Source organism: Thiothrix fructosivorans, assembly GCF_017349355.1.
GTDB classification, from domain to species: Bacteria; Pseudomonadota; Gammaproteobacteria; order Thiotrichales; family Thiotrichaceae; genus Thiothrix; species Thiothrix fructosivorans.
Window position 1 is genome coordinate 1 of record NZ_JAFMPM010000008.1, and the last position, 20,109, is coordinate 20,109.

The 20,109-nt window shown below is 52.4% G+C and carries 16 protein-coding genes; 9 read left to right on the forward strand and 7 right to left on the reverse strand.

Annotated features, from left to right (window positions below):
* A partial coding sequence (locus J1836_RS14280) for a YadA family autotransporter adhesin (protein ID WP_278189501.1) occupies positions 1-1,509 on the reverse strand: 1,509 nt, incomplete at its 3' end.
* Between the two features lie 366 nt (positions 1,510-1,875).
* Between J1836_RS14280 and J1836_RS14285 the strand changes: the two genes are divergently transcribed.
* Both J1836_RS14285 and J1836_RS14290 read left to right on the forward strand, forming a co-directional pair.
* Complete coding sequence (locus J1836_RS14285; protein WP_207251825.1) at positions 1,876-3,351, forward strand: AmpG family muropeptide MFS transporter; 1,476 nt, start codon at positions 1,876-1,878, stop codon at positions 3,349-3,351.
* Positions 3,352-3,489: 138 nt separating this feature from the next.
* Positions 3,490-5,718, forward strand: coding sequence for an NADP-dependent isocitrate dehydrogenase (locus J1836_RS14290; protein WP_207251826.1), 2,229 nt, complete (start codon positions 3,490-3,492; stop codon positions 5,716-5,718).
* On the opposite strand, the gene J1836_RS14295 is transcribed toward J1836_RS14290, so the two are convergent.
* Genes J1836_RS14295 through J1836_RS14315 form a run of 5 tightly spaced genes read right to left on the reverse strand, consistent with a single transcriptional unit; the run spans position 5,681 to position 10,354 of the window.
* Positions 5,681-6,547: a CHASE2 domain-containing protein gene (locus J1836_RS14295; RefSeq protein WP_207251827.1), complete on the reverse strand. Its 867-nt coding sequence runs from the start codon at positions 6,545-6,547 to the stop codon at positions 5,681-5,683. The genes J1836_RS14290 and J1836_RS14295 overlap by 38 nt on opposite strands.
* Positions 6,548-6,600: 53 nt before the next feature.
* Positions 6,601-7,881 (reverse strand): amino-acid N-acetyltransferase, encoded by a 1,281-nt coding sequence (gene argA, locus J1836_RS14300; protein WP_207251828.1) that lies wholly within the window; start codon positions 7,879-7,881, stop codon positions 6,601-6,603.
* Between the two features lie 5 nt (positions 7,882-7,886).
* On the reverse strand, positions 7,887-8,477 hold the full coding sequence (locus tag J1836_RS14305; protein WP_207251829.1) for a phosphoheptose isomerase: 591 nt from the start codon (positions 8,475-8,477) through the stop codon (positions 7,887-7,889).
* Positions 8,478-8,487: 10 nt separating this feature from the next.
* Positions 8,488-8,853, reverse strand: a complete 366-nt coding sequence (locus tag J1836_RS14310; RefSeq protein ID WP_207251830.1) for a YraN family protein — start codon at positions 8,851-8,853, stop codon at positions 8,488-8,490.
* A complete protein-coding gene (locus J1836_RS14315) occupies positions 8,843-10,354 on the reverse strand; it encodes a penicillin-binding protein activator (RefSeq protein WP_207251831.1) in 1,512 nt (503 codons plus the stop codon). Before J1836_RS14315 ends, J1836_RS14310 begins: the two co-directional genes overlap by 11 nt.
* Before the next feature lie 232 nt (positions 10,355-10,586).
* Between J1836_RS14315 and J1836_RS14320 the strand changes: the two genes are divergently transcribed.
* Both J1836_RS14320 and rsmI read left to right on the forward strand, forming a co-directional pair.
* Positions 10,587-12,605: a sodium-translocating pyrophosphatase gene (locus tag J1836_RS14320; RefSeq protein ID WP_207251832.1), complete on the forward strand. Its 2,019-nt coding sequence runs from the start codon at positions 10,587-10,589 to the stop codon at positions 12,603-12,605.
* 69 nt (positions 12,606-12,674) lie between these two features.
* The gene (gene rsmI / locus J1836_RS14325) at positions 12,675-13,517 is read left to right on the forward strand and encodes a 16S rRNA (cytidine(1402)-2'-O)-methyltransferase (RefSeq protein WP_207251833.1); all 843 of its coding nucleotides are present in this window, start codon (positions 12,675-12,677) and stop codon (positions 13,515-13,517) included.
* Here rsmI and J1836_RS14330 read toward each other — a convergent pair.
* Positions 13,477-14,097 carry a DUF2058 family protein gene (locus J1836_RS14330; protein WP_207251834.1) on the reverse strand — a complete coding sequence of 207 codons (621 nt, stop codon included), beginning with the start codon at positions 14,095-14,097 and terminating at the stop codon, positions 13,477-13,479. The genes rsmI and J1836_RS14330 overlap by 41 nt on opposite strands.
* A 104-nt stretch (positions 14,098-14,201) precedes the next feature.
* Here J1836_RS14330 and ppa point away from each other — a divergent pair, with 104 nt between their 5' ends.
* The 5 genes from ppa to J1836_RS14355 all read left to right on the forward strand — a co-directional run bounded on the left by ppa (position 14,202) and on the right by J1836_RS14355 (position 20,063).
* The gene (ppa, locus tag J1836_RS14335) at positions 14,202-14,756 is read left to right on the forward strand and encodes an inorganic diphosphatase (protein WP_207251835.1); all 555 of its coding nucleotides are present in this window, start codon (positions 14,202-14,204) and stop codon (positions 14,754-14,756) included.
* Between the two features lie 56 nt (positions 14,757-14,812).
* Positions 14,813-16,831 (forward strand): penicillin-binding protein 2, encoded by a 2,019-nt coding sequence (gene mrdA / locus J1836_RS14340; RefSeq protein WP_207251836.1) that lies wholly within the window; start codon positions 14,813-14,815, stop codon positions 16,829-16,831.
* Positions 16,824-17,936 carry a rod shape-determining protein RodA gene (gene rodA, locus J1836_RS14345; RefSeq protein WP_207251837.1) on the forward strand — a complete coding sequence of 371 codons (1,113 nt, stop codon included), beginning with the start codon at positions 16,824-16,826 and terminating at the stop codon, positions 17,934-17,936. Before mrdA ends, rodA begins: the two co-directional genes overlap by 8 nt.
* A gap of 45 nt (positions 17,937-17,981) precedes the next feature.
* Positions 17,982-19,163, forward strand: a complete 1,182-nt coding sequence (mltB, locus tag J1836_RS14350) for a lytic murein transglycosylase B (protein WP_207251838.1) — start codon at positions 17,982-17,984, stop codon at positions 19,161-19,163.
* An 81-nt stretch (positions 19,164-19,244) separates the two neighbouring features.
* Entirely contained in the window at positions 19,245-20,063 is an 819-nt protein-coding gene (locus J1836_RS14355) for a septal ring lytic transglycosylase RlpA family protein (RefSeq protein WP_207251839.1), read from the forward strand.
* Positions 20,064-20,109 lie beyond the last annotated feature (46 nt).

Genomic DNA, 20,109 nt, shown 5'->3' on the forward strand with positions numbered 1-20,109 from the left:
TCGCGCCGTTAGCACCCGTAGCACCAGTGTCGCCTTTCGCGCCGTTAGCACCAGTAGCACCGGTATCGCCTTTCGCGCCGTTAGCACCCGTAGCACCAGTGTCGCCTTTCGCGCCGTTAGCACCGTAGCACCGGTATCGCCTTTCGCGCCGTTAGCACCCGTAGCGCCAGTGTCGCCTTTCGCGCCGTTAGCACCCGTAGCACCGGTATCGCCTTTCGCGCCGTTAGCACCCGTAGCGCCAGTGTCGCCTTTCGCGCCGTTCGCACCCGTAGCGCCAGTGTCGCCTTTCGCGCCGTTAGCACCCGTAGCGCCAGTGTCGCCTTTCGCGCCGTTAGCACCCGTAGCGCCAGTGTCGCCTTTCGCGCCGTTCGCGCCCGTTGCACCGGTATCGCCTTTCGCGCCGTTCGCGCCCGTTGCACCGGTATCGCCTTTCGCGCCGTTAGCACCAGTAGCGCCAGTGTCGCCTTTCGCGCCGTTCGCGCCCGTTGCACCGGTATCGCCTTTCGCGCCGTTCGCGCCCGTTGCACCGGTATCGCCTTTCGCGCCGTTAGCGCCCGTTGCACCGGTATCGCCTTTCGCGCCGTTAGCACCCGTAGCGCCAGTGTCGCCTTTCGCACCCGTTGCACCGGTATCGCCTTTCGCGCCGTTAGCACCCGTAGCGCCAGTGTCGCCTTTCGCGCCCGTTGCACCGGTATCGCCTTTCGCGCCGTTAGCACCCGTCGCACCGGTATCGCCTTTCGCGCCGTTAGCGCCCGTTGCACCGGTATCGCCTTTCGCGCCGTTAGCGCCCGTTGCACCGGTATCGCCTTTCGCGCCGTTAGCACCCGTAGCGCCAGTGTCGCCTTTCGCGCCGTTAGCACCCGTAGCGCCAGTGTCGCCTTTCGCGCCGTTAGCACCCGTAGCGCCAGTGTCGCCTTTCGCGCCGTTAGCACCCGTCGCACCGGTATCGCCTTTCGCGCCGTTAGCACCCGTAGCGCCAGTGTCGCCTTTCGCGCCCGTTGCACCGGTATCGCCTTTCGCGCCGTTAGCACCCGTAGCGCCAGTGTCGCCTTTCGCACCAGTAGCACCGGTATCGCCTTTCGCGCCCGTTGCACCGGTATCGCCTTTCGCGCCAGTTGCACCGGTATCGCCTTTCGCGCCAGTTGCACCGGTTGCACCAGCAGGTACACATACAGTCACAGTTGTGCTGCCTGGAGCGCAAGAACCAGTGTTGCCAGTGCCAGTGTTGCCAGTGCCAGTGTTGCCAGTGCCAGTGTTGCCAGTGCCAGTGTTGCCAGTGCCAGTGTTACCTTGTTGACCACCCTGTTGCATTTGTTGCAATAGTGCCATGATCATTTGCAGAAGGCTCATCAGCAGTTGCGTGCTGTCGCCACCCATGCCCGGCAAGCCGCTAGACATACTGCCCAAACTAGAGCTGGAAGAACCTAACGTTGAACTTGTGTTGCTGCTGCCATAGTTGCCGCTGATAACCGAGTTATTGCCGCTCAGAGGGGAGAGATTATTAAGCATTTCATGCTCCTTTAGCTTTTTGACTAGTCGTGGCTGAAGTCATTTCAGCCGCTCTTTATTATTCCTGAGTGAACAGCCTGTGTTCGTGGGACGTGCAGAACTACCGAAAAATCCATATCAGAAGTGTCTGCATCCTGTTGCACTAGGAATAAATTCGTTCACGCTTTTTTGGGGTTTGTCGTGCCTTGCGTGATGTTCCGAAGTATGTGTCAAGACTTTTAAAAGGGTCTGCTGGTAGAGGATGAAAGTTGCAAACTCACTTACAAGCGGTTAGGCGTGAGGCGATTGTTGGGCGTTTACAACGTGGAACGATTCGTCGATGATGTGGTCTTGCTCATTAATCAATAAGACTAGAAGGGTTTGTGCATGGCTGGTTTACGTTTGTTTGCGGTGCTATTTCTGGGGTTTGCATCGGGTTTGCCGTTGGCGTTATCGGGGCAGGCAATGCAGGCTTGGCTGACGGTTGATGGTTTGGATATTGCGACCATTGGTTTTTTGGGGTTGGTGGGAATTCCTTATTCCTTCAAGTTCTTATGGGCGCCGTTGATGGATCGGTTTGATCCGCCTTTTTTAGGTAGACGACGTGGCTGGTTGGTGATTACTCAATTGTCGCTGGCGGTGATGTTGTATTGGATGGCGCAGTTAAGTCCTAAGGATAATTTGGAATTATTCGCGGTGGTTGCTTTGTTGGTAGCGTTTATGTCGGCATCGCAAGATATTGTGGTGGATGCGTATCGAACCGATGTGTTGCTAGCCCATGAACGTGGGTTGGGTGGGTCTTTTGCGGTATTTGGTTATCGTGTTGGCATGATTGTGTCGGGTGGTATTGCGTTGATTTGGGCGCAGGAACAGGGGTGGGGGCAGGTATATCAAGTGATGGCTGGCATTATGGTGGTGGCAGCAGGCTTGTCATTGGTGTTATTGCCTAAGGTTTCCAGTGAATTGAAGCCGTTAGCCTCTGAGCCGAAGCAGGAATTGCTGGGTTTTACGGCGATGCTCTTGGGGTTTGCTGGTGGGTGGTTCGCCGCACAGTTTGTGTTGATTGGTTTGGGATTTGACCCCGCTACGCCCAATAAATGGTGGAAACTGGTGTTTTTGCTGACGCAGGTATTGGTTGCCTTGCCAGCAGGGTATTGGATGGCGCGTAAGGTGGGGTTTGAAACCTTGAACCGTTCCTTGGATAGTTATTTCTCGCAGACAGGCGCAGTCGCATTTATGTTATTGATTATATTGTATAAATTGGGAGATGCGTTTGCGGGTAGTTTGACGACACCTTTTCTTATTAAGGGGATGGGATTTCTGTCAGGAGAGGTGGGTATTGTTATCAAAATTTTTGGCATGTGGCCGACGATTTTAGGGGCATTACTGGCTGGCGTGTTGATGCTGCGCTGGTCATTGTTTAAGTCACTGCTGGTTTTTGGTGTGTTGCAGTTGTTCTCTAATCTGGGGTTTTGGGTCTTGGCGATGCAGGGACGCGGTGCGTGGGGGAGTTTTATGTTGCCTGCGTTTGATTGGGTTTTGGTGTCTTCGTCTACGGCGAGTGAGATTGATTTTTTGTTGATGACGGTTATCTCGGTGGAAAATATCACCAGCGGTATGGGTACGGCAGCGTTCACGGTATTGCTAATGAGTTTGTGCAACCAGCGTTTTACGGCAACCCATTATGCGTTGTTGTCGGCGTTTGCCTCGCTGGGGCGCATCTACGTTAGTCCACTGTCAGGGGTGTTATCGGAAAGTATTGGCTGGCCTAACTTTTTCTTGTTTTCGATGCTGATGGCCGTGCCGGGGTTGGTTGCGGTGTGGTGGATGCGCTCGGCGATTCATGGAGTGGCGGGACGCTGATGGGTAGATAAATTGATGCAGAGTATAGCCCCAAAGAGATAGACGGCATGATACAATAATGCGCCGATATTTTTACATCAAACCCGCCGCTAGCATGATAACGGGCGGGCTGATTACCATCAAACGCAGGGAAAAAGAATGACTGTTCAACATCCAACGATTATTTATACGCTGACCGATGAAGCCCCTTTGTTGGCAACGTATTCATTATTACCGATTGTGAAGACGTTTACAGCGGCAGCCGATATTCAAGTGACGCAAAGTGATATTTCAGTGGCAGCGCGTATTCTGGCGGAATTTCCCGATTACCTGACTGAGGCGCAACGTGTGCCGGATAATCTGGCGGAATTGGGTCGTCTGACACAGGTATCTGACACTAATATCATTAAGTTACCGAATATCAGTGCCTCGATGCCGCAATTGAAAGCCGCGATCACTGAGCTGCGAGCCAAGGGTTTTACTGTACCGGAATACCCCGAAAATCCGCAAACCGATGCCGAAAAACAGCTACTGAACCGTTACGCTAAAGTGTTGGGCAGTGCGGTGAATCCGGTATTGCGTGAGGGCAATTCCGACCGCCGTGCGCCGCCAGCGGTGAAACGTTACGCACAGAAAAACCCGCATTCGATGGGCAAGTGGAGTCCGGCATCGCGTACTCACGTATCGTTTATGCGCCGTGGTGATTTTTATTCCAGTGAAAAATCCATGACAGTTACGCGTGATTGTGATGTACGCATGGAACTGGTGATGGCGAATGGTCAAGTCATGCGCTTGAAAGAAAAAACCTCGCTGCTGAAAGATGAAATCATCGACAGCATGTTCATGAGCAAGAAAGCCTTGTGCGCTTTCTACGAAGAACAATTAGCCGATGCTAAAGAAACCGGCATTATGTTTTCCCTGCATGTGAAAGCAACCATGATGAAGGTGTCGCATCCCATCGTGTTTGGTCATGCGGTTAAGGTGTTTTTCAAGGATTTATTTGCCAAGCACGGCGAGCTGTTTGCGCAGTTGGGGGTTAATCCGAACAATGGCATGAGCAGTGTTTACGAGAAAATTCAGTCATTGCCAGCGGAACAACGTGCGGAAATTGAGGCGGATATTCAGGCGTGTTATGCCAGCCAGCCGGAAATTGCGATGGTCGATTCCGACAAGGGCATTACCAATTTGCACGCGCCGAATGATGTGATTGTGGATGCGTCGATGCCTGCGATGATCCGTAACGGCGGCAAAATGTGGGGTGTGGATGGCAAGCTCAAGGATACCAAAGCGGTGATTCCTGAAAGCACGTTTGCGCGTATTTATCAGGAAATGATCAATTTCTGCAAAACCAATGGTGCATTTGATCCGGCAACGATGGGTTCTGTGCCTAACGTGGGCTTGATGGCGCAACAGGCGGAAGAATACGGTTCGCACGATAAGACCTTTGAGGTGCCAACGGATGGTGTGGCGCGGATTGTGGATGATCAAGGCAAGGTGTTGATGGAGCAACACGTCGAAGCGGGTGATATTTGGCGTATGTGCCAAGTGAAAGATGCGCCCGTGCGTGATTGGGTGAAATTGGCGGTGAATCGGGCACGTCAGTCGAATACACCAGCCGTTTTCTGGCTTGACCCATACCGTCCGCATGAGGCGGAATTGATCAAAAAAGTGAATTTGTACCTGCAAGACCATGATCTGACGGGCGTGGAAATTCATATCATGTCGCAAATGCGGGCGATGCGTTTCACCTTGGAGCGGATTGTGCGCGGCATGGATACGATTTCCGTGACAGGCAATATTTTGCGCGATTACCTGACGGATTTGTTCCCGATCATGGAGTTGGGGACAAGTGCCAAAATGCTGTCGATTGTGCCATTGATGGCAGGTGGCAGCTTGTTTGAAACGGGTGCGGGCGGTTCTGCACCCAAGCATGTACAGCAGTTGGTGGGGGAAAATCACTTGCGTTGGGATTCGTTGGGTGAGTTTTTGGCGTTGGCAGTGTCGTTGGAAGAAGTCGCTATCCAGACGGGGAGTCCGCGTGCCAAGATTTTGGCAACGACCTTGGATTTAGCAACGGGTAAGTTACTGGATAACCGCAAGTCGCCGTCTGCAAGGACGGGGCAATTGGACACACGCGGTAGCCATTTCTATCTGGCAATGTACTGGGCGGAAGCGTTAGCAGCGCAAACGGATGACGCAGCATTAGCGGCACAGTTCGCACCGTTGGCAAAAGCCTTGGCAGAGAATGAGCAAGTGATTGTGGCGGAATTGAATGCCGTGCAAGGTCAAGCGGTGGATTTGGGCGGGTATTATTACGCTGATTCGGCGAAGACGGAGGCGGTAATGCGCCCTAGTGCGACGTTGAATGCGGTGTTGGCAGCGGTTTAAGAAAATCCTCCCCCAACCCCTCCTTTTGCAAAGGAGGGGAGCAAGGGAGGCAAAGTGACTCTGCCGTCGCAAGGCTTTCATAAAATGTCTGCAATAGCTGCACAAAGCGCCGATGCAGGCCGATGTCACCGCATGGCGTTTTGACCGTGGGAATATTCGCACCCTCGTAGGCAATAATGACAACTTTATCTTGTAAGGCTGAGGTTGGATGCGTGCCGTCAATAAGTTGATTAAATTCCAGTGATGCGAAGGTAGGCAGCGTTGGTGAGGTGAGCGTCACCCGATTTAAGGCATCCAGTGGGGCAGTATACTGACCGATGGCAAGGCTTTTGCTGGGGGTAATTATGGCTTTTTGCCCAATAGCCAATTCTGCCGCGCAGAGTAATAGGGATTTAACCGTTTTGCCTTGATAGGTTTCGACAACTGGAACAGGTGAGTCATCAAAATCAACGAAGCATACGTCATGGGCATGTTCTGCGAAGGCGGGGAGGGGAATCCAGCCGCTATCGCCCGATATAGCTGTTGAATAATCAGTTTCTGGGAGTGTAAACCGTTTGGGGAGTTCATTGGGATTATGTTCTGATGGGTCGATTCTCGCCTGAAGCAGCACGGGGGTGGTGGCTATACTTGTAGCAAGCTGTTGGTCGCTTGTAGCAGTACGTGCTTGATCCAGAAAAAATTTGATCATGATAGCTTTTGCCCCTGCCTTGCTGGCATTGTCCACAGCTTGTGCAAGCAGTGACCGCTCAAGAGGGATGCGCCCATAACGGGCTTCTGTTGCTTCATTGATAAACACTACAGCAAAATCTTGTGAAAAATCTTTTGCCATGACGGTGGCGGCAAGACAAAAGAGCAAGAGTGCAAGCAGGGGTTTCATCAGTGTTACTCCAACGTTTTAAACAATACCTGTGAATTACGCTGGTAGTTGTATAGCGATTTTTTGTTGGCAGGCAGTTCTTCCACGCTGCCTTTTTCAAAGCCACGTTCCCGAAACCAATCCGTGGTCTGCGTGGTCAGCACCAGCAGACGGTTTTTACCTTGCGTTTTGGCGAGTTGTGCAACGTGTTTGAGGAGTTTATCGCCGCGATTGCCACCGCGATCTTGCTGGCTAACGGCGAGGCAGGCGAGTTCGGCGACTTGCGGATCATCGGTATCATACAAAGCAACGCACGCAATCACTTCGCGGTCGCGGAGGATGATGTGGAAGTTGTCGATTTCCAGTTCGAGTTGTTCGTGGGAACGTTTGATCAAAATGCCGCGTTCTTCCAGCGGGCGGATCAGTTCCATAATCCCGCTAATGTCTTCAATCGTTGCCACTCGCAAGCGCTCAAATTGTTCGGCAGCAATCATGCTGCCCACGCCGTCGCGGGTATACAGTTCCAGCAGCAATGCGCCATCAATCTCGGCATCGAGTAGGTGGATGCGTTCCACTTGGTTTTCCGAGGCTTCAAGCACGGCGGGTAGCAGCGGGTTGTAGGGCAAGCTCGCTTTGGCTTCCTCAAGGGTGAGTTCGTGCGGCAAATTTAGTGGTTGGTGGCTGAGGAAAATCAGTTTGTCGGCTTTAATCGCTTTGGTGGCGGCAACCGCGACTTGTTCGTAACGCAAATTGTAGGCTTCGCCCGTTGGTGAATAGCCCATCGGCGAGAGCAGCACGATATTGCCGGAATCAAGTTGTTGCTGCATCAGCGTGTGGTTGATTTTGCGCACTTGCCCGCTGTAGCCGTAGTCGATGCCGTCGCAAATACCCAGTGGACGCGCCGTAATGTAATTGCCAGAGACAATCCCCAGCCCTTCGTTATTCAGGGACGGTTGATTGAGGGCATGAGTCAGCAAGTTTTCGATGCGGATGCGTAAAAAACCGATGGCTTCCTGCGCGGCTAGCAACGATACGCTATCGGTAATGCGGATGCCTTTGTGCAAGCGAATCGAGGTATTGGTACGGTGCAGCCGTGCGTCAATTTGTGGGCGTGTGCCGTGCACTAGCACCAGCCGTGCACCGAGGCTGGAAATAATGGCAAGGTCTTGCACAATTTGCCGAAAGCGTGGCGTGTCAATGACTTCACCCGCAAACGCGATCACGAAGGTTTTGCCGCGATGGTTGTGGATGTAGGGTGCGGCTTCGCGAAAAAAAGTGACGCTGTGCGGGCTAGGGGCTTGCCTCATGCGAGCTATCCTTCGGTTAGCAACATTTGGTCAACCAAGTCGCAGATGCAGTGGATTAATAGCAAATGCGTTTCCTGAATCCGTGCCGTGCTCTCGGCGGGAACGCGCAATTCCACGTCACCCGCTTGTAATAGGTCTTTCATGCTGCCGCCTGCTTTACCGCTGAGGGCAATCACTTGCATCCCGCATTCATGCGCGGCGTCGATGGCGCGATTCACATTGGTGGAATTGCCGCTGGTGGAAATTGCTAGCAGCACGTCACCCTTGCGCCCTAGGGCTTCGATCTGGCGGGAAAAGACCCGCTCGTAGCTGTAATCGTTGGCGATGGAAGTGAGTGTGGATGTATCGGTGGTCAGCGCAATCGCGGGTAAGCCGCGTCGTTCTTGCTCGAAACGGTTGAGCATTTCGGAGGAAAAATGCTGAGCATCCCCCGCCGAGCCGCCATTGCCGCAACTGAGGATTTTTCCACCTTGTTGTACGGTGTCGAATACCAGCGTAGCGGCGGCGAGAATGGGGTCTTGCAACAGCGTGAGCGCCTTTTGTTTGGTGGCGATACTGTCCGCGAAGTGTTGTTGGATGCGTGTGTGTAATGTCATGGTTAGCCCTTTAACCTGCCTCGAAAGCGTTTTTGATCCAGTTAATCTGGTTATCACCTTCCACCGCTACCACATCGAAACGCGCTTGGGCGTTGGGGGCGCGGTATTGCAGGTAGTGTTGTGCGGTGCGGATGATACGCGCTTGCTTACGTGGGTCAATACTGAGCAAAGCGCCGCCGTAACGGGCGGTTTTGCGGTAGCGTACTTCGACAAACACGATAATGTTGCCGTCGCGCATGATGAGGTCGATTTCGCCCATTTTTAGGCGGTAATTCTGGTGCAGCAGTTGCAAACCGCTGGCTTGTAAGTGTTCACAAGCCAGTTGTTCGGTGCTGATGCCGCGTATTAGGTGCGGCGCTTGCGGCTTATTGTCCAACAGCGTGCGGCACACCGTTGGCGAAGGTCGCAAACAGCAAGGTACGTTGGATTTGACGGTTGCCCGCCAAGCGGATATTGCCGGTTTTGCCGTTGACTTGTGTGTTCGGGTTCGTGCCGATACTGGGCAGGTTTTTGGCAATCAGCATGGCATCCATGCCTAACGCGAACATGCGTGGGAAGGTGGAATTGTTCAGGCTGCCGTTTTGCAAGCCCTCGATAACCCACGGGATTTCGGTGTACAGAATCCCATCCAGATCCGCGTCTTTGCCTGCATCGGTACGCCCAGAGAAGACGTGTGAGGTGGCGTATACCGGCACGTTAGGGGCTTGCGATGCCAATAAGGGCTGCATTAAACGTGCCTGACTGGGGGAGGCAGCAAGAAATACCATGCTGGCACGTCCTTGTGTGGCAGCAATAGCATTTTGCACATTTTGCAGGTATGCGTTGGAAGCGGCGTCGGGATATTGCTGAATATTAACGACTTGTCCACCCTTGGCTTGGTAGGCGCTGCGGAATGCCCCCGCAACGCGATCGCCCCAACTGGATGCAGGGGCGAGCACAATGGCAGTGCGTAAACCGCGTGCCGTGGTCGCTTCAGCCACTTGCCGCGCTTCGTCTTCCGGCAACAGGCCGAATTGGTAGAGTGCGCCCGGAATATTGCGGCTATTGGTGAGGTAATTCAGGCTGACCAATGGTTTGGAAAGCAGTTGCGGTTGTGCCAGCAATTGCGCGAGGGATTCTTTGTCGAGTGGGCCGACGATGACATCTGCGCCATCCGCAACGGCGCGTTGGTATTGCGCAACGGCACCGCCAGCGCTGACATCATACAGTTGCACGGTGGTATCGCTGGCAATGCTGGTGCGAGCCGTTTCCATGCCACGGTAGATTTCTTGCCCAACACTGCTGAGTGCGCCGGATTGAGGCAGCAAGGCAGCCACGCGGTTCACGCTGGTGGGCACTAAGGCTTGCTGGACATTTTGTCCTACTGCTGCACTTTTGCCACCGCCTGCGGCAGCGCGTTGCTGGATGTGTTTCACTTTTTCGCGCAACGCGGGGGACAAATTATCCAGATTGGTGGGTAAGGTGCGTAACGCGAGTGAGGGATTATTTTGTTGCAGCGCTAACAGGGCGCGGACATAGGCTTGCCGTGCACGATTTTCACCATCTAATGCGGCGGCGGGGACGCGGGCTAAATAAGTATTGGTGAGCTGTGCATCACCGATGGAGGCAGCGATTTCAGCCGCTTGCAAAATGACCCGTTCGCGTTGTGGTGTGGGATAGCGGGCGGCAGCGGCAAAGTATGTTTGCGCGGCTTCGCGTTTTTTTCCCTGGTTAAACAAAGCATTGGCTTGTTCGACGCTGGCGCTGCCTTGGGTGGCACTGCTGCCCTCTGTACCGGAAACGCCCGTGGTTGGTGAGCACCCTTGCAGGAAAAGGGGAACGACTAATAAGGAAAGGGAGCAATATTTCAGGAGGTTTTGGTGAAATCTTGGTTGCATGATGTGAATCCTAGTACCTGTTCGTGAGGGGCTGCTTGCCGAAATATAGCATTTTTTTTTCGGGATACTGAATGTTTGATGCGGTCAGCGGTATTTTATCGCAGCGCAGCGCAGAAATAATGCCTGATAAACATCAAAAAAGTGAATGAAACAGTGCAGTTAGATTGAGAAAACAGGGCTATGCTTGTTGGGGATGTCCTAATGATAACGAATAGCTGATGGAGGTGTTTTAATGTCCACAGGTTTAGCCGTAGCCATGTTGTGTGCGCTTGCTGCACTCGTTTATGGTGGTATTACTATCCGCTGGGTGCTTGCTCGCCCAGAGGGTGATGCGAACATGCGTCGCATTGCTCAAGCCATTCAGGAAGGGGCGCAAGCCTACTTGAACCGTCAATACACCACGATTGCGGTCGTGGGGATTCTGTTATTTGCTGCCATTTTTATCGCCTTGGGTTGGCAAACGGCTATTGGGTTTGCGTTGGGCGCGGTTTTATCGGGTGCGACAGGCTATATCGGCATGAATGTGTCGGTACGTTCTAATGTGCGCACGGCGGAAGCGGCGAAACAGGGCTTGAATGCGGCGCTGGATGTGGCGTTTAAAGGTGGGGCAATCACTGGCATGTTGGTGGTTGGCTTGGCGTTGCTGGGGGTGGCGGGTTATTACGCTGCGTTGACCCTGACGGGAACTTCATCCAGTGAGGCAACTCACGCGCTGGTGGGGTTGGCATTTGGTGGTTCATTAATCTCTATTTTTGCTCGCTTAGGCGGTGGCATTTTCACGAAAGGTGCGGATGTCGGCGCGGATTTGGTGGGTAAAGTCGAAGCGGGAATTCCCGAAGATGACCCCCGTAATCCGGCGGTAATTGCCGATAACGTTGGGGATAACGTCGGCGATTGCGCGGGGATGGCAGCGGATTTGTTTGAAACCTATGCCGTAACCATTATTGCCACCATGTTGCTGGGTGGCTTGCTGATGGATGGTTCGGAAAATGCGATTATTTACCCGCTGGTATTGGGTGGTTTTTCCATTTTAGCATCAATTCTGGGCGTGCTGTTTGTGAAAGCGCGCGCAGGCGGCAAAATCATGAATGCGTTGTACCGTGGCTTGGCGGTGGCGGGTGTTGCTTCGTTAATCCTGTTCTACCCCGCGACGTGGATCATGATGGGGGATAACGGGGTGTATTCGGTGGATGCGCTCTATGGCTCGGCGGTGATCGGCTTAGTATTGACGGCGGCAATGGTGTGGATTACCGAATATTACACCGCGACCGAATACGCGCCAGTGCGCCATATTGCTGAGGCATCGACCACAGGGCATGGCACGAATGTTATTGCGGGCTTGGGGGTGTCGATGAAATCCACCGCCGCGCCTGTTCTGGCGGTGTGTTTGGCGATTTGGGGCGCGTATGAATTGGCAGGGTTGTATGGAATTGCGATTGCCGCAACGTCAATGCTGTCGATGGCGGGGATTATTGTGGCATTGGATGCTTACGGCCCGATTACTGACAACGCGGGCGGGATTGCAGAAATGGCGGGTTTGCCAGAGTCGGTGCGTAATATTACTGACCCGTTGGATGCCGTGGGGAATACGACTAAAGCGGTGACGAAAGGTTATGCGATTGGTTCAGCGGGTTTGGCGGCGTTGGTGTTGTTTGCGGATTACACCCACGCGCTGTCCACGAGCCATCCCGGTTTGACCTTTGACCTTTCCAATCACATGGTGATTATTGGCTTGTTCATTGGTGGTATGGTGCCGTATTTGTTTGCTGCGATGGGCATGGAAGCAGTAGGGCGTGCCGCAGGTTCAGTGGTGGTGGAAGTACGCCGTCAATTCCGCGACATTCCGGGTATTATGGAGGGCACTGGTAAGCCAGAATACGGAACATGCGTGGATATGTTAACCAAAGCGGCGATTAAGGAAATGATCTTGCCGTCGTTGCTGCCTGTCGCCATTCCTGTCATTGTGGGCTTAACGCTGGGGGCTCAAGCCTTGGGTGGCGTGTTGGTGGGTACGATTATCACGGGTATTTTCGTGGCGATTTCCATGACCACGGGTGGCGGCGCGTGGGATAATGCCAAGAAATACATTGAGGAAGGTAATTGCGGTGGCAAAGGTTCTGAGGCGCACAAGGCGGCGGTGACGGGTGATACCGTTGGCGACCCGTACAAAGATACCGCAGGCCCTGCGATTAATCCGTTGATTAAAATCATCAACATTGTGGCGTTGTTGATTGTGCCATTGTTAGCCTAAACGCTGGCAAGGTCAGTTGAAACCAGAAGCCCACCCGTCAAGGTGGGCTTCGTCTTTTTAGGAATGAGCATGAAACAAGGCATTTTGTATTGCGTGGCAACACCCATTGGCAATCTGGCGGATATGACTGAGCGTGGTAAGCGGATTCTGGCGGAAGTGGATAAGATTTACGCGGAAGACACGCGGGTGACTCGCGGCTTGCTGACCCATTTCGGTATTCAAAATACGCTGGCGAGTTTGCACGATCATAATGAAGCAGATCGGGTTGCTAGCATTCAAGCAGAGCTAGAGCAGGGGATGCAATTGGCGCTGGTGAGCGATGCGGGTACGCCGCTGATCAGTGACCCCGGTTACAAGCTGGTTCATGCGCTGGGGGAGGCGGGGCATAAGGTTGTGCCGATTCCGGGGGCAAGCGCGTTGATTGCGGCCTTGTCGGTGGCGGGTTTGCCGACGGATCGGTTTGTGTTTGAAGGCTTTTTACCGGCAAAATCGGTATCACGTCGCAAATGCTTGGAAAGCGTGAAGGATGAGCCGCGCACCGTGGTGTATTACGAATCCAGCCACCGTATTGCGGATATGTTAGACGATGTGGTGGCAACCTTGGGTACAGACCGGCGTATGGTGATTTTGCGCGAGTTGACCAAGTTGTTTGAAAGTATTTATCGCGGTACGGCGGGGGAGTTGGTGGCGCAACTGGCGGCTGATACCAATATGTCGCGTGGTGAATTCGTGGTGGTGATCGCGGGCAAGGTGCTGACGGAAGACCAAGAGCAACTGAGTGCCTTGCGTGCCGATAGCATTCTGGCGGTGTTGTTGGAGGAATTACCCGTCAGACAGGCAGCAGCGCTTGCTGCCCGTTTGACGGGGTTGCCTAAGAATCAGTTGTACAAGCAGGCGCTGGCGCTGGAGTGAGCAGCTCATCGTCGGCTGTGTTAATAACAATGAGTTTGTCGGGGTCGAGCGCTAAAATTTGTTGGGCAATTTCGGCGGGAATCAGGCAACGCTTGCCGCCAAGAAAGGTAATTGCGAGTTTTCCATCCGCTAATGCCTGCTGTTGTGCCTCGGTAACGTACAGGTATTTGATGTTGTCACCGACGACAAAATTATAGCGAATGTCAGCATCGTCGACATTGTGTAAGTTGTCATTGATGAGTGTAGCCACTTGAGCGCGGGTTTGTTTGCGGCGTTCGGCGATTTCACGCTGGCGCTGTTCGGCTTGTTGACGTTCTTCGCGTTCGGTTTTGGCGCGTGCTTCATAGAATTGCGCAAGGTCACTTTTTTCTTTCTTTTCTTTTGCAATCGGGCGAGGCGCTTGATTTTGAGGGATTTCCCGCTGCGGTGGGGCAGCCGCTGGTCGGTTGTCACGGCGCGGTGGTTTGGGTTTTGCCTGCTGCGGTCGTGGGTTGGTCGGTTTGGGCTGGTTAGCTTTTTCAACCTGTGCTTCTGTGACTAACCCGGCTTTAAGGAGTTGGTCGCGTAATGAGTGTGCCATGCGATTCTCTTGAAATTGTCGACAAGTAGTGGTGGTTAGTTGCTGTGAGAATTCAGCAACTGGCGTTATAATACCGTGATTCTTACACAACGGTAGAGTAAACAATGAATATTGATAAAGTTCCTGTGGGGCGTGACGTTCCAAACAGCGTGAATGTCATCATCGAAATCCCGGCACTGTCCACCCCTGTCAAGTATGAACTGGATAAGGAAAGTGGGGCGCTGTACGTTGACCGTTTCCTGTCTACGCCGATGTTTTATCCGGCAAACTATGGGTTTATTCCGCATACTTTGGCTGACGATGGTGACCCAACGGACGTATTGGTGGTGACACCAACACCATTGATGCACGGTTGCGTTATTCCTGTGCGCCCGATTGGTATGCTGAAAATGTCAGATGAGTCTGGGATTGATGCGAAAATTGTTGCTGTGCCAGATTATAAACTGTCTTCTGGGTATCGCGATATTACCTCTTACACACAACTGCCCCAGTTGTTGTTGAGCCAAATCCAACATTTCTTTGAGCGTTACAAAGAACTGGATGCGGGTAAGTGGGTCAAGGTTGAAGGCTGGGCGGATGTTGATGAAGCCAAGGCAGAAATTCTGTCTAGTCTTGAGCGTTATAACACTGAGCAGCCGAAAGAGATTCCGTTCTCTTAATCTGTGTTATAGTCGCCCGATTTTAGGCAGGGCAACAGGATGCTCGTTAGTAAGTTATGAGCGATAGACCCATTAAATTGGAACGCGATGAGCAGCACATGTTCAATGTGCGCGTTGTTGTCGCGGGTATTATTATCCTGTTTGCCTTATTAGCGATCCTGGGGCGGGTTTACCAGCTCCAGGTGTCGCAACATGAGAAGTATGCTGAGCTTTCGCGCCAGCATTACCAAAAACGCATTCCCATTCCTCCCAACCGTGGTCAGATTTATGACCGTAACGGTGTCCTCTTGGCGGATAGCCACACGCAATACGTACTGGAAGTGGTACGTGACAATATTGGCGATGAAAACGGTGATGGTAAATCCAGCTTGGCGGATGTGGACGGTCTGTTAGATCGGCTGGGCAAAATTATCCCGTTAATCGATAAAGATGTACGCTTGTTCAAAACGCAAGTACGCCGTTTCAAGTATCAACCGATCCCGATCCGTGGTGATTTGACCGAAGAAGAAGTCGCTACGTTTGCGGTGAATCGTCCGCGCTTTCCCGGTGTTACGATGGAAGTGCGGATGGAGCGGTATTATCCGCTGATGGAAACGGCTAGCCATGTTATCGGCTACGTCGGGCGTATTGATGCCCGTGATTTAGAACGCGTTAATAAAGATGAATACATCGGCACAACCCACATCGGTAAGTCGGGCATTGAGGCTTTTCATGAAGCCCGTTTGCACGGCAAGGCGGGTTATCACGAGATTGAAGTTGATGCGCACGGTAAAAAGCAATCCGTGCTGAGTGAGCAAGAGCCTATTGGTGGTGAGGAATTGTTCTTAGGGTTGGATATTAATCTGCAAATTACTGCTGAGCAGTCACTCAAAGGTGAGCGTGGGGCGATTGTGGCGATGGATCCTACCAATGGCGAGGTGTTAGCACTGGCAAGTGTGCCGACCTTTGACCCGAATTTGTTTATCAATGGGATTACACAAAAAGATTACACCACGTTGCGGGAAGACCCCAGTCGCCCGTTATTCAACCGTGCTTTGCAGGGAACGTATCCCCCCGGCTCAACCATTAAACCAATGGTGGGGGTGGCTGGTTTGGCGGAAGGGGTGGTGACTCCGGGTTCGCGGGTGTATGACCCCGGCTTTTTCCGTTTGTCGGGGCAGAAACATGTGTTCCGGTGTTGGAATAAGCGGGGGCATGGTTCGGTGGATTTGAAATATTCCATCCAGCAATCGTGCGATACGTATTTCTATGATTTGGCTTATCGGATGGGCGTTGATCGCTTTTCGGGATTCATGCGGCGGTTTGGCTTTGGCGATAAAACCGGTATTGATTTACCGGGTGAAGCGTCAGGTTTAATGCCGAGCAAAGAATGGAAAGAAAAACGCCACAAACGTAGCTGGTTTCCGGGGGATACGGTCAATATTGGTATCGGGCAAGGTTACTGGTTAGCAACGCCGTTACAGTTGGCTCATGCGGTGTCGATTATGGCGAATCGTGGGGTACGGTTGAAGCCGCATGTTTTGCGCGGGGTGCGTACTGCGCGGAATGAGGAGGAAAGTGTCCTCAAACCTGAGCCATTCCCCTCCATTGATACGCAAGACCGTTTCTGGAATCTAACGATTCAAGGAATGGAAAATGTGATGCGTCCCGGTGGTACAGCAAAAGCGGCGGGAGCAGGGGCCGCTTATCGGATTGCGGGTAAAACGGGTACAGCGCAAGTCTTCGGTTTAGCGGGTGGTAAATACAATGCGGGGCGTATTGCTAAACGCTTGCGTGACCATGCGTTATTTGTGGGTTTTGCGCCTGCCGATGATCCCAAAATTGCGGTGGCGGTGATTGTGGAGAACTCTTCGGGGAGTGGTGGGCATACGGCTGCACCCATTGGGCGTAAGGTGATGGATGCGTATTTGTTAAAACAATACGGGGATCATGCGTTAAAGCCTGAAGGCGCTGTTGCTCAGCAAGAAGCTGAACAGGCAGCAGCGGCAGCCGTAGCCGCTGATAAGAAACCAGAAGCCGCTGCCGAAAAAACCAAGCAAACCAAGGGTAAGAAAGCGAGAAAGGGTCATGATTAATAGTCTATTGCCGCGTGGTTTGGTGTTGGCATTGCAGCGGGTGGATGCTGTGTTGTTAGCGGTGCTGTCCTTGTTGGTGTTTCTGGGCTTGGCAACGTTATACAGTGCTAGCGATGCGAATTTGGAGCAGGTGCAACGTCAAATTGTCCATTTTTCGATTGGCTTGGTGCTGATTATTATTTTTTCACAAATATCCAGTAAAACGCTGCGTCAATGGTCGGTGTGGTTGTATGGCATTGGAGTGGTGCTACTGATTTTGGTTTTGCTGGTGGGTGTTACCAAAAAAGGGGCAACGCGGTGGTTGTATATTGGAATGGATATTCAGCCTTCTGAAATCATGAAGTTAGCTGTGCCGATGATGGTGGCGTATTATTTTTCCGAGAAGCCCTTGCCGCCCCGTTTTATCGACATCGTGATTGCGTTGGTCTTGGTGTTAGTGCCGATGCTGCTGGTAATGAAGCAGCCTGACTTGGGAACATCGTTGCTGATTGCGACTTCGGGCTTTTTTGTGATTTATTTGGCGGGTATGTCGTGGTGGTTGATTGGCGGCGCAGTGCTGTTTGTCGGTGTGGCTTCCCCGTTGATGTACTTTTTTGGGATGCACGAGTATCAGCGTAAGCGGATCGAAACACTTTTAGACCCTGAATCCGATTTATTGGGAACTGGATACCATATTTATCAGTCAAAAATTGCGATTGGTTCGGGTGGGATTGATGGCAAAGGTTGGATGCGCGGTGATCAAGCGCATTTGGACTTCCTACCGGAGCGCCATACGGATTTTATCTTTGCCGTCTTTGGCGAAGAATTTGGTTTTGTGGGCAACATCGTGTTAATGGGCTTGTACTTGTTCATTATTTGGCGGGGGTTATACCTTGCCAGTAAGGGTGAGGATACGTATGCCCGTCATCTCGGTGGTAGTCTGAGTGTATCGTTCTTTTTTTACTTGTTTGTGAATACCGGCATGGTTAGCGGGCTGCTCCCTGTGGTCGGTGTGCCGCTGCCTTTGGTGAGTTACGGGGGGACATCCGTGGTCACGCTAATGATGACGTTTGGCATCATTATGGGCATGAGGAAACGCAAACGCATTTATCAACGGGATAGCTGAAGACGGATTTTCATGCTCTCCTCTAGGGTTTAGGAGATAGAGTCTATGAAAATTCAGTTAGCCGGATTGATGGTAGTGGGGAGTTTGTTAGCAGGTTGTACAACCGTGGGATCGCAATGGCCGTGGGTATTTGCGCCACCTGCCCCCGATGCGGATGTACAGCCGCAGCCGAATTATCCGGCAGGGCAATCGACCGTGGTTAGACCGCCTGTGGTGATGAATCCACCGCGTACCACGTTTCCCCAGCAACAACAGCCACCTGTGGCAACCACTACGCCGCGTCAACCCGTGAATTATCCCGCCGGTTTGGGCGGGGATTACGCCAGTTACCCCGCTATGCGTCAATTTATTGGCAAAATGAATAATAAGCACGGTTTCGAGATTGCGTTTCTGGAGCAAACCTTTTCTGGAGTACGCCGAGATAAGGAAGCACTAACCAAGGCTGGTGCACCAACGGAAGGGCAGGGCTGGCGTGCGTACCGTCCGATTTTCCTGACAGAAGAGCGGATCAATGGTGGGGTGGATTTCTGGAATCGCCATGCCACGCTGTTGGATAGTGCGACGCGTCAATACGGGGTGGATACCGAATATTTGGTGGCAATTATTGGGGTGGAAACGCAGTACGGTAAAAATACCGGCAAACACAATGTATTACAGGCATTGACCAGTTTGGGCTTTGATTTCCCGCGCCGCGCGGATTTTTATCAGAAAGAATTAGAGCAGTTTTTGCTGCTGTCACGTGAGGAAAAAATGCCGCCACAAGTATTTGGTGGTTCTTATGCGGGGGCGATGGGCTTGGGGCAATTCATTTCCAGCAGTTACCGCAGTTACGCGATTGATGGCAACCGCGACGGTAAGCGTGACCTGTGGAATCCGCAAGATGCGATTCCGAGTGTGGCGAATTACTTTGCGAAAAATGGCTGGAAGCGTGGGGGCGGGGTGGCTGTTCCGGCTTATATTTCCGGTGGTAGCTATGCTAGTATCGCTGAAACATCTGCAAAAAAACCGTCACGTTCCCTGAGTGAGCTGGCTGCTAATGGTGTCAGACCACAAGGCGCTATCAATTCAGCCAAGGTCAGTCTAATCAAGCTGGATGGGGCAACGGATGAATATTGGGTCGGTGGTGAGAATTTCTATGCGATTACCCGCTACAATCCCAGTGTGAAATACGCGATGGCGGTGCATCAGCTTGCGCAAGAAATTCGTAAGCGTAAGTTTGGTTTTTAGGGATTATAATAACCTAGCCCCTTGCTGCTTGAGGCGTGGGGCAATAATAATACGTTGGGCAATGCAAAGCTGGAAAATACGATGACAATAAACTGGCAGTTTTCGGGGGTCTTGTTGGCTTCCTTGACGATGGGGTTAGTGGCTTGTAGTGGGAATAGCGCCAAGGAAACGGCAGTGCCGGTGACGCTGCTCAATAAGGCATCCACTGCTGAACCGCAGGGTGGTTGCGGTAATGATGCTGCATATACGATTGAAGGTAAGCGCTACCAAGTATTGCCGTCTGCGGCAGGTTACGCCGAAACCGGTACGGCAGCGTGGTACGGTGCTGAATACCAAGGCACAGAAACGGCGGGTTGTGAAGTATTTGATATGTATGGTTATTCTGCGGCACACCGCACGTTACCGTTGCCCAGTTTTGCACGCGTCAAAAATCAGCAAAATGGCAAGCAAATTATTGTACGCATCAATGACCGAGGTCCATTTGATAGCGGTGATTTAATTCAATTGTCGTTTGCAGCCGCGAATGCACTGGGAATTAAAGCGCGAACAGGTGCGCCGGTTGAAGTGGCAGCGATTACACCCGACCAGCTTCCTGCCGAAGCGCGTAGTGCGATGCAACCTAGCAATAAAGCGGTGGCAAAAGCGGCTGAACCTGAGGATAAATCCAAGCCCTATTATGTTATTGCGGGGACGTGGCCAGACCGAAATACCTCGCTGGATATGTTTGTACGCTTGACCTCGGTGGGTCTTGCCAAAACTGAGATGGCAACCGCTCAACAAAATGGGCAGGAAATGTATCAGGTTAGGGTTGGCCCGCTGTATAGTCAGGATCAAATTGATAATGTGAAGGACATTCTCGAAAGTAACGGCTTAGCTAACTTCAAGGTAGTTGCGCGATAGCGCAGGCTTCGTTACCGTAGTGTTCATGAAAATAATCCGTAGAAAA

Coding starts and splice junctions, on each gene's coding strand:
- rsmI (WP_207251833.1), top strand. CDS start 12,675: ATGAAACAAGGCATTTTGTATTGCGTGGCAACACCCATTGGCAATCTG.
- J1836_RS14305 (WP_207251829.1), bottom strand. CDS start 8,477: ATGACATTACACACACGCATCCAACAACACTTCGCGGACAGTATCGCC.
- mrdA (WP_207251836.1), top strand. CDS start 14,813: ATGAGCGATAGACCCATTAAATTGGAACGCGATGAGCAGCACATGTTC.
- ppa (WP_207251835.1), top strand. CDS start 14,202: ATGAATATTGATAAAGTTCCTGTGGGGCGTGACGTTCCAAACAGCGTG.
- J1836_RS14290 (WP_207251826.1), top strand. CDS start 3,490: ATGACTGTTCAACATCCAACGATTATTTATACGCTGACCGATGAAGCC.
- J1836_RS14315 (WP_207251831.1), bottom strand. CDS start 10,354: ATGCAACCAAGATTTCACCAAAACCTCCTGAAATATTGCTCCCTTTCC.
- J1836_RS14285 (WP_207251825.1), top strand. CDS start 1,876: ATGGCTGGTTTACGTTTGTTTGCGGTGCTATTTCTGGGGTTTGCATCG.
- J1836_RS14330 (WP_207251834.1), bottom strand. CDS start 14,097: ATGGCACACTCATTACGCGACCAACTCCTTAAAGCCGGGTTAGTCACA.
- argA (WP_207251828.1), bottom strand. CDS start 7,881: ATGAGGCAAGCCCCTAGCCCGCACAGCGTCACTTTTTTTCGCGAAGCC.
- rodA (WP_207251837.1), top strand. CDS start 16,824: ATGATTAATAGTCTATTGCCGCGTGGTTTGGTGTTGGCATTGCAGCGG.
- J1836_RS14320 (WP_207251832.1), top strand. CDS start 10,587: ATGTCCACAGGTTTAGCCGTAGCCATGTTGTGTGCGCTTGCTGCACTC.
- J1836_RS14295 (WP_207251827.1), bottom strand. CDS start 6,547: ATGGCAAAAGATTTTTCACAAGATTTTGCTGTAGTGTTTATCAATGAA.
- mltB (WP_207251838.1), top strand. CDS start 17,982: ATGAAAATTCAGTTAGCCGGATTGATGGTAGTGGGGAGTTTGTTAGCA.
- J1836_RS14355 (WP_207251839.1), top strand. CDS start 19,245: ATGACAATAAACTGGCAGTTTTCGGGGGTCTTGTTGGCTTCCTTGACG.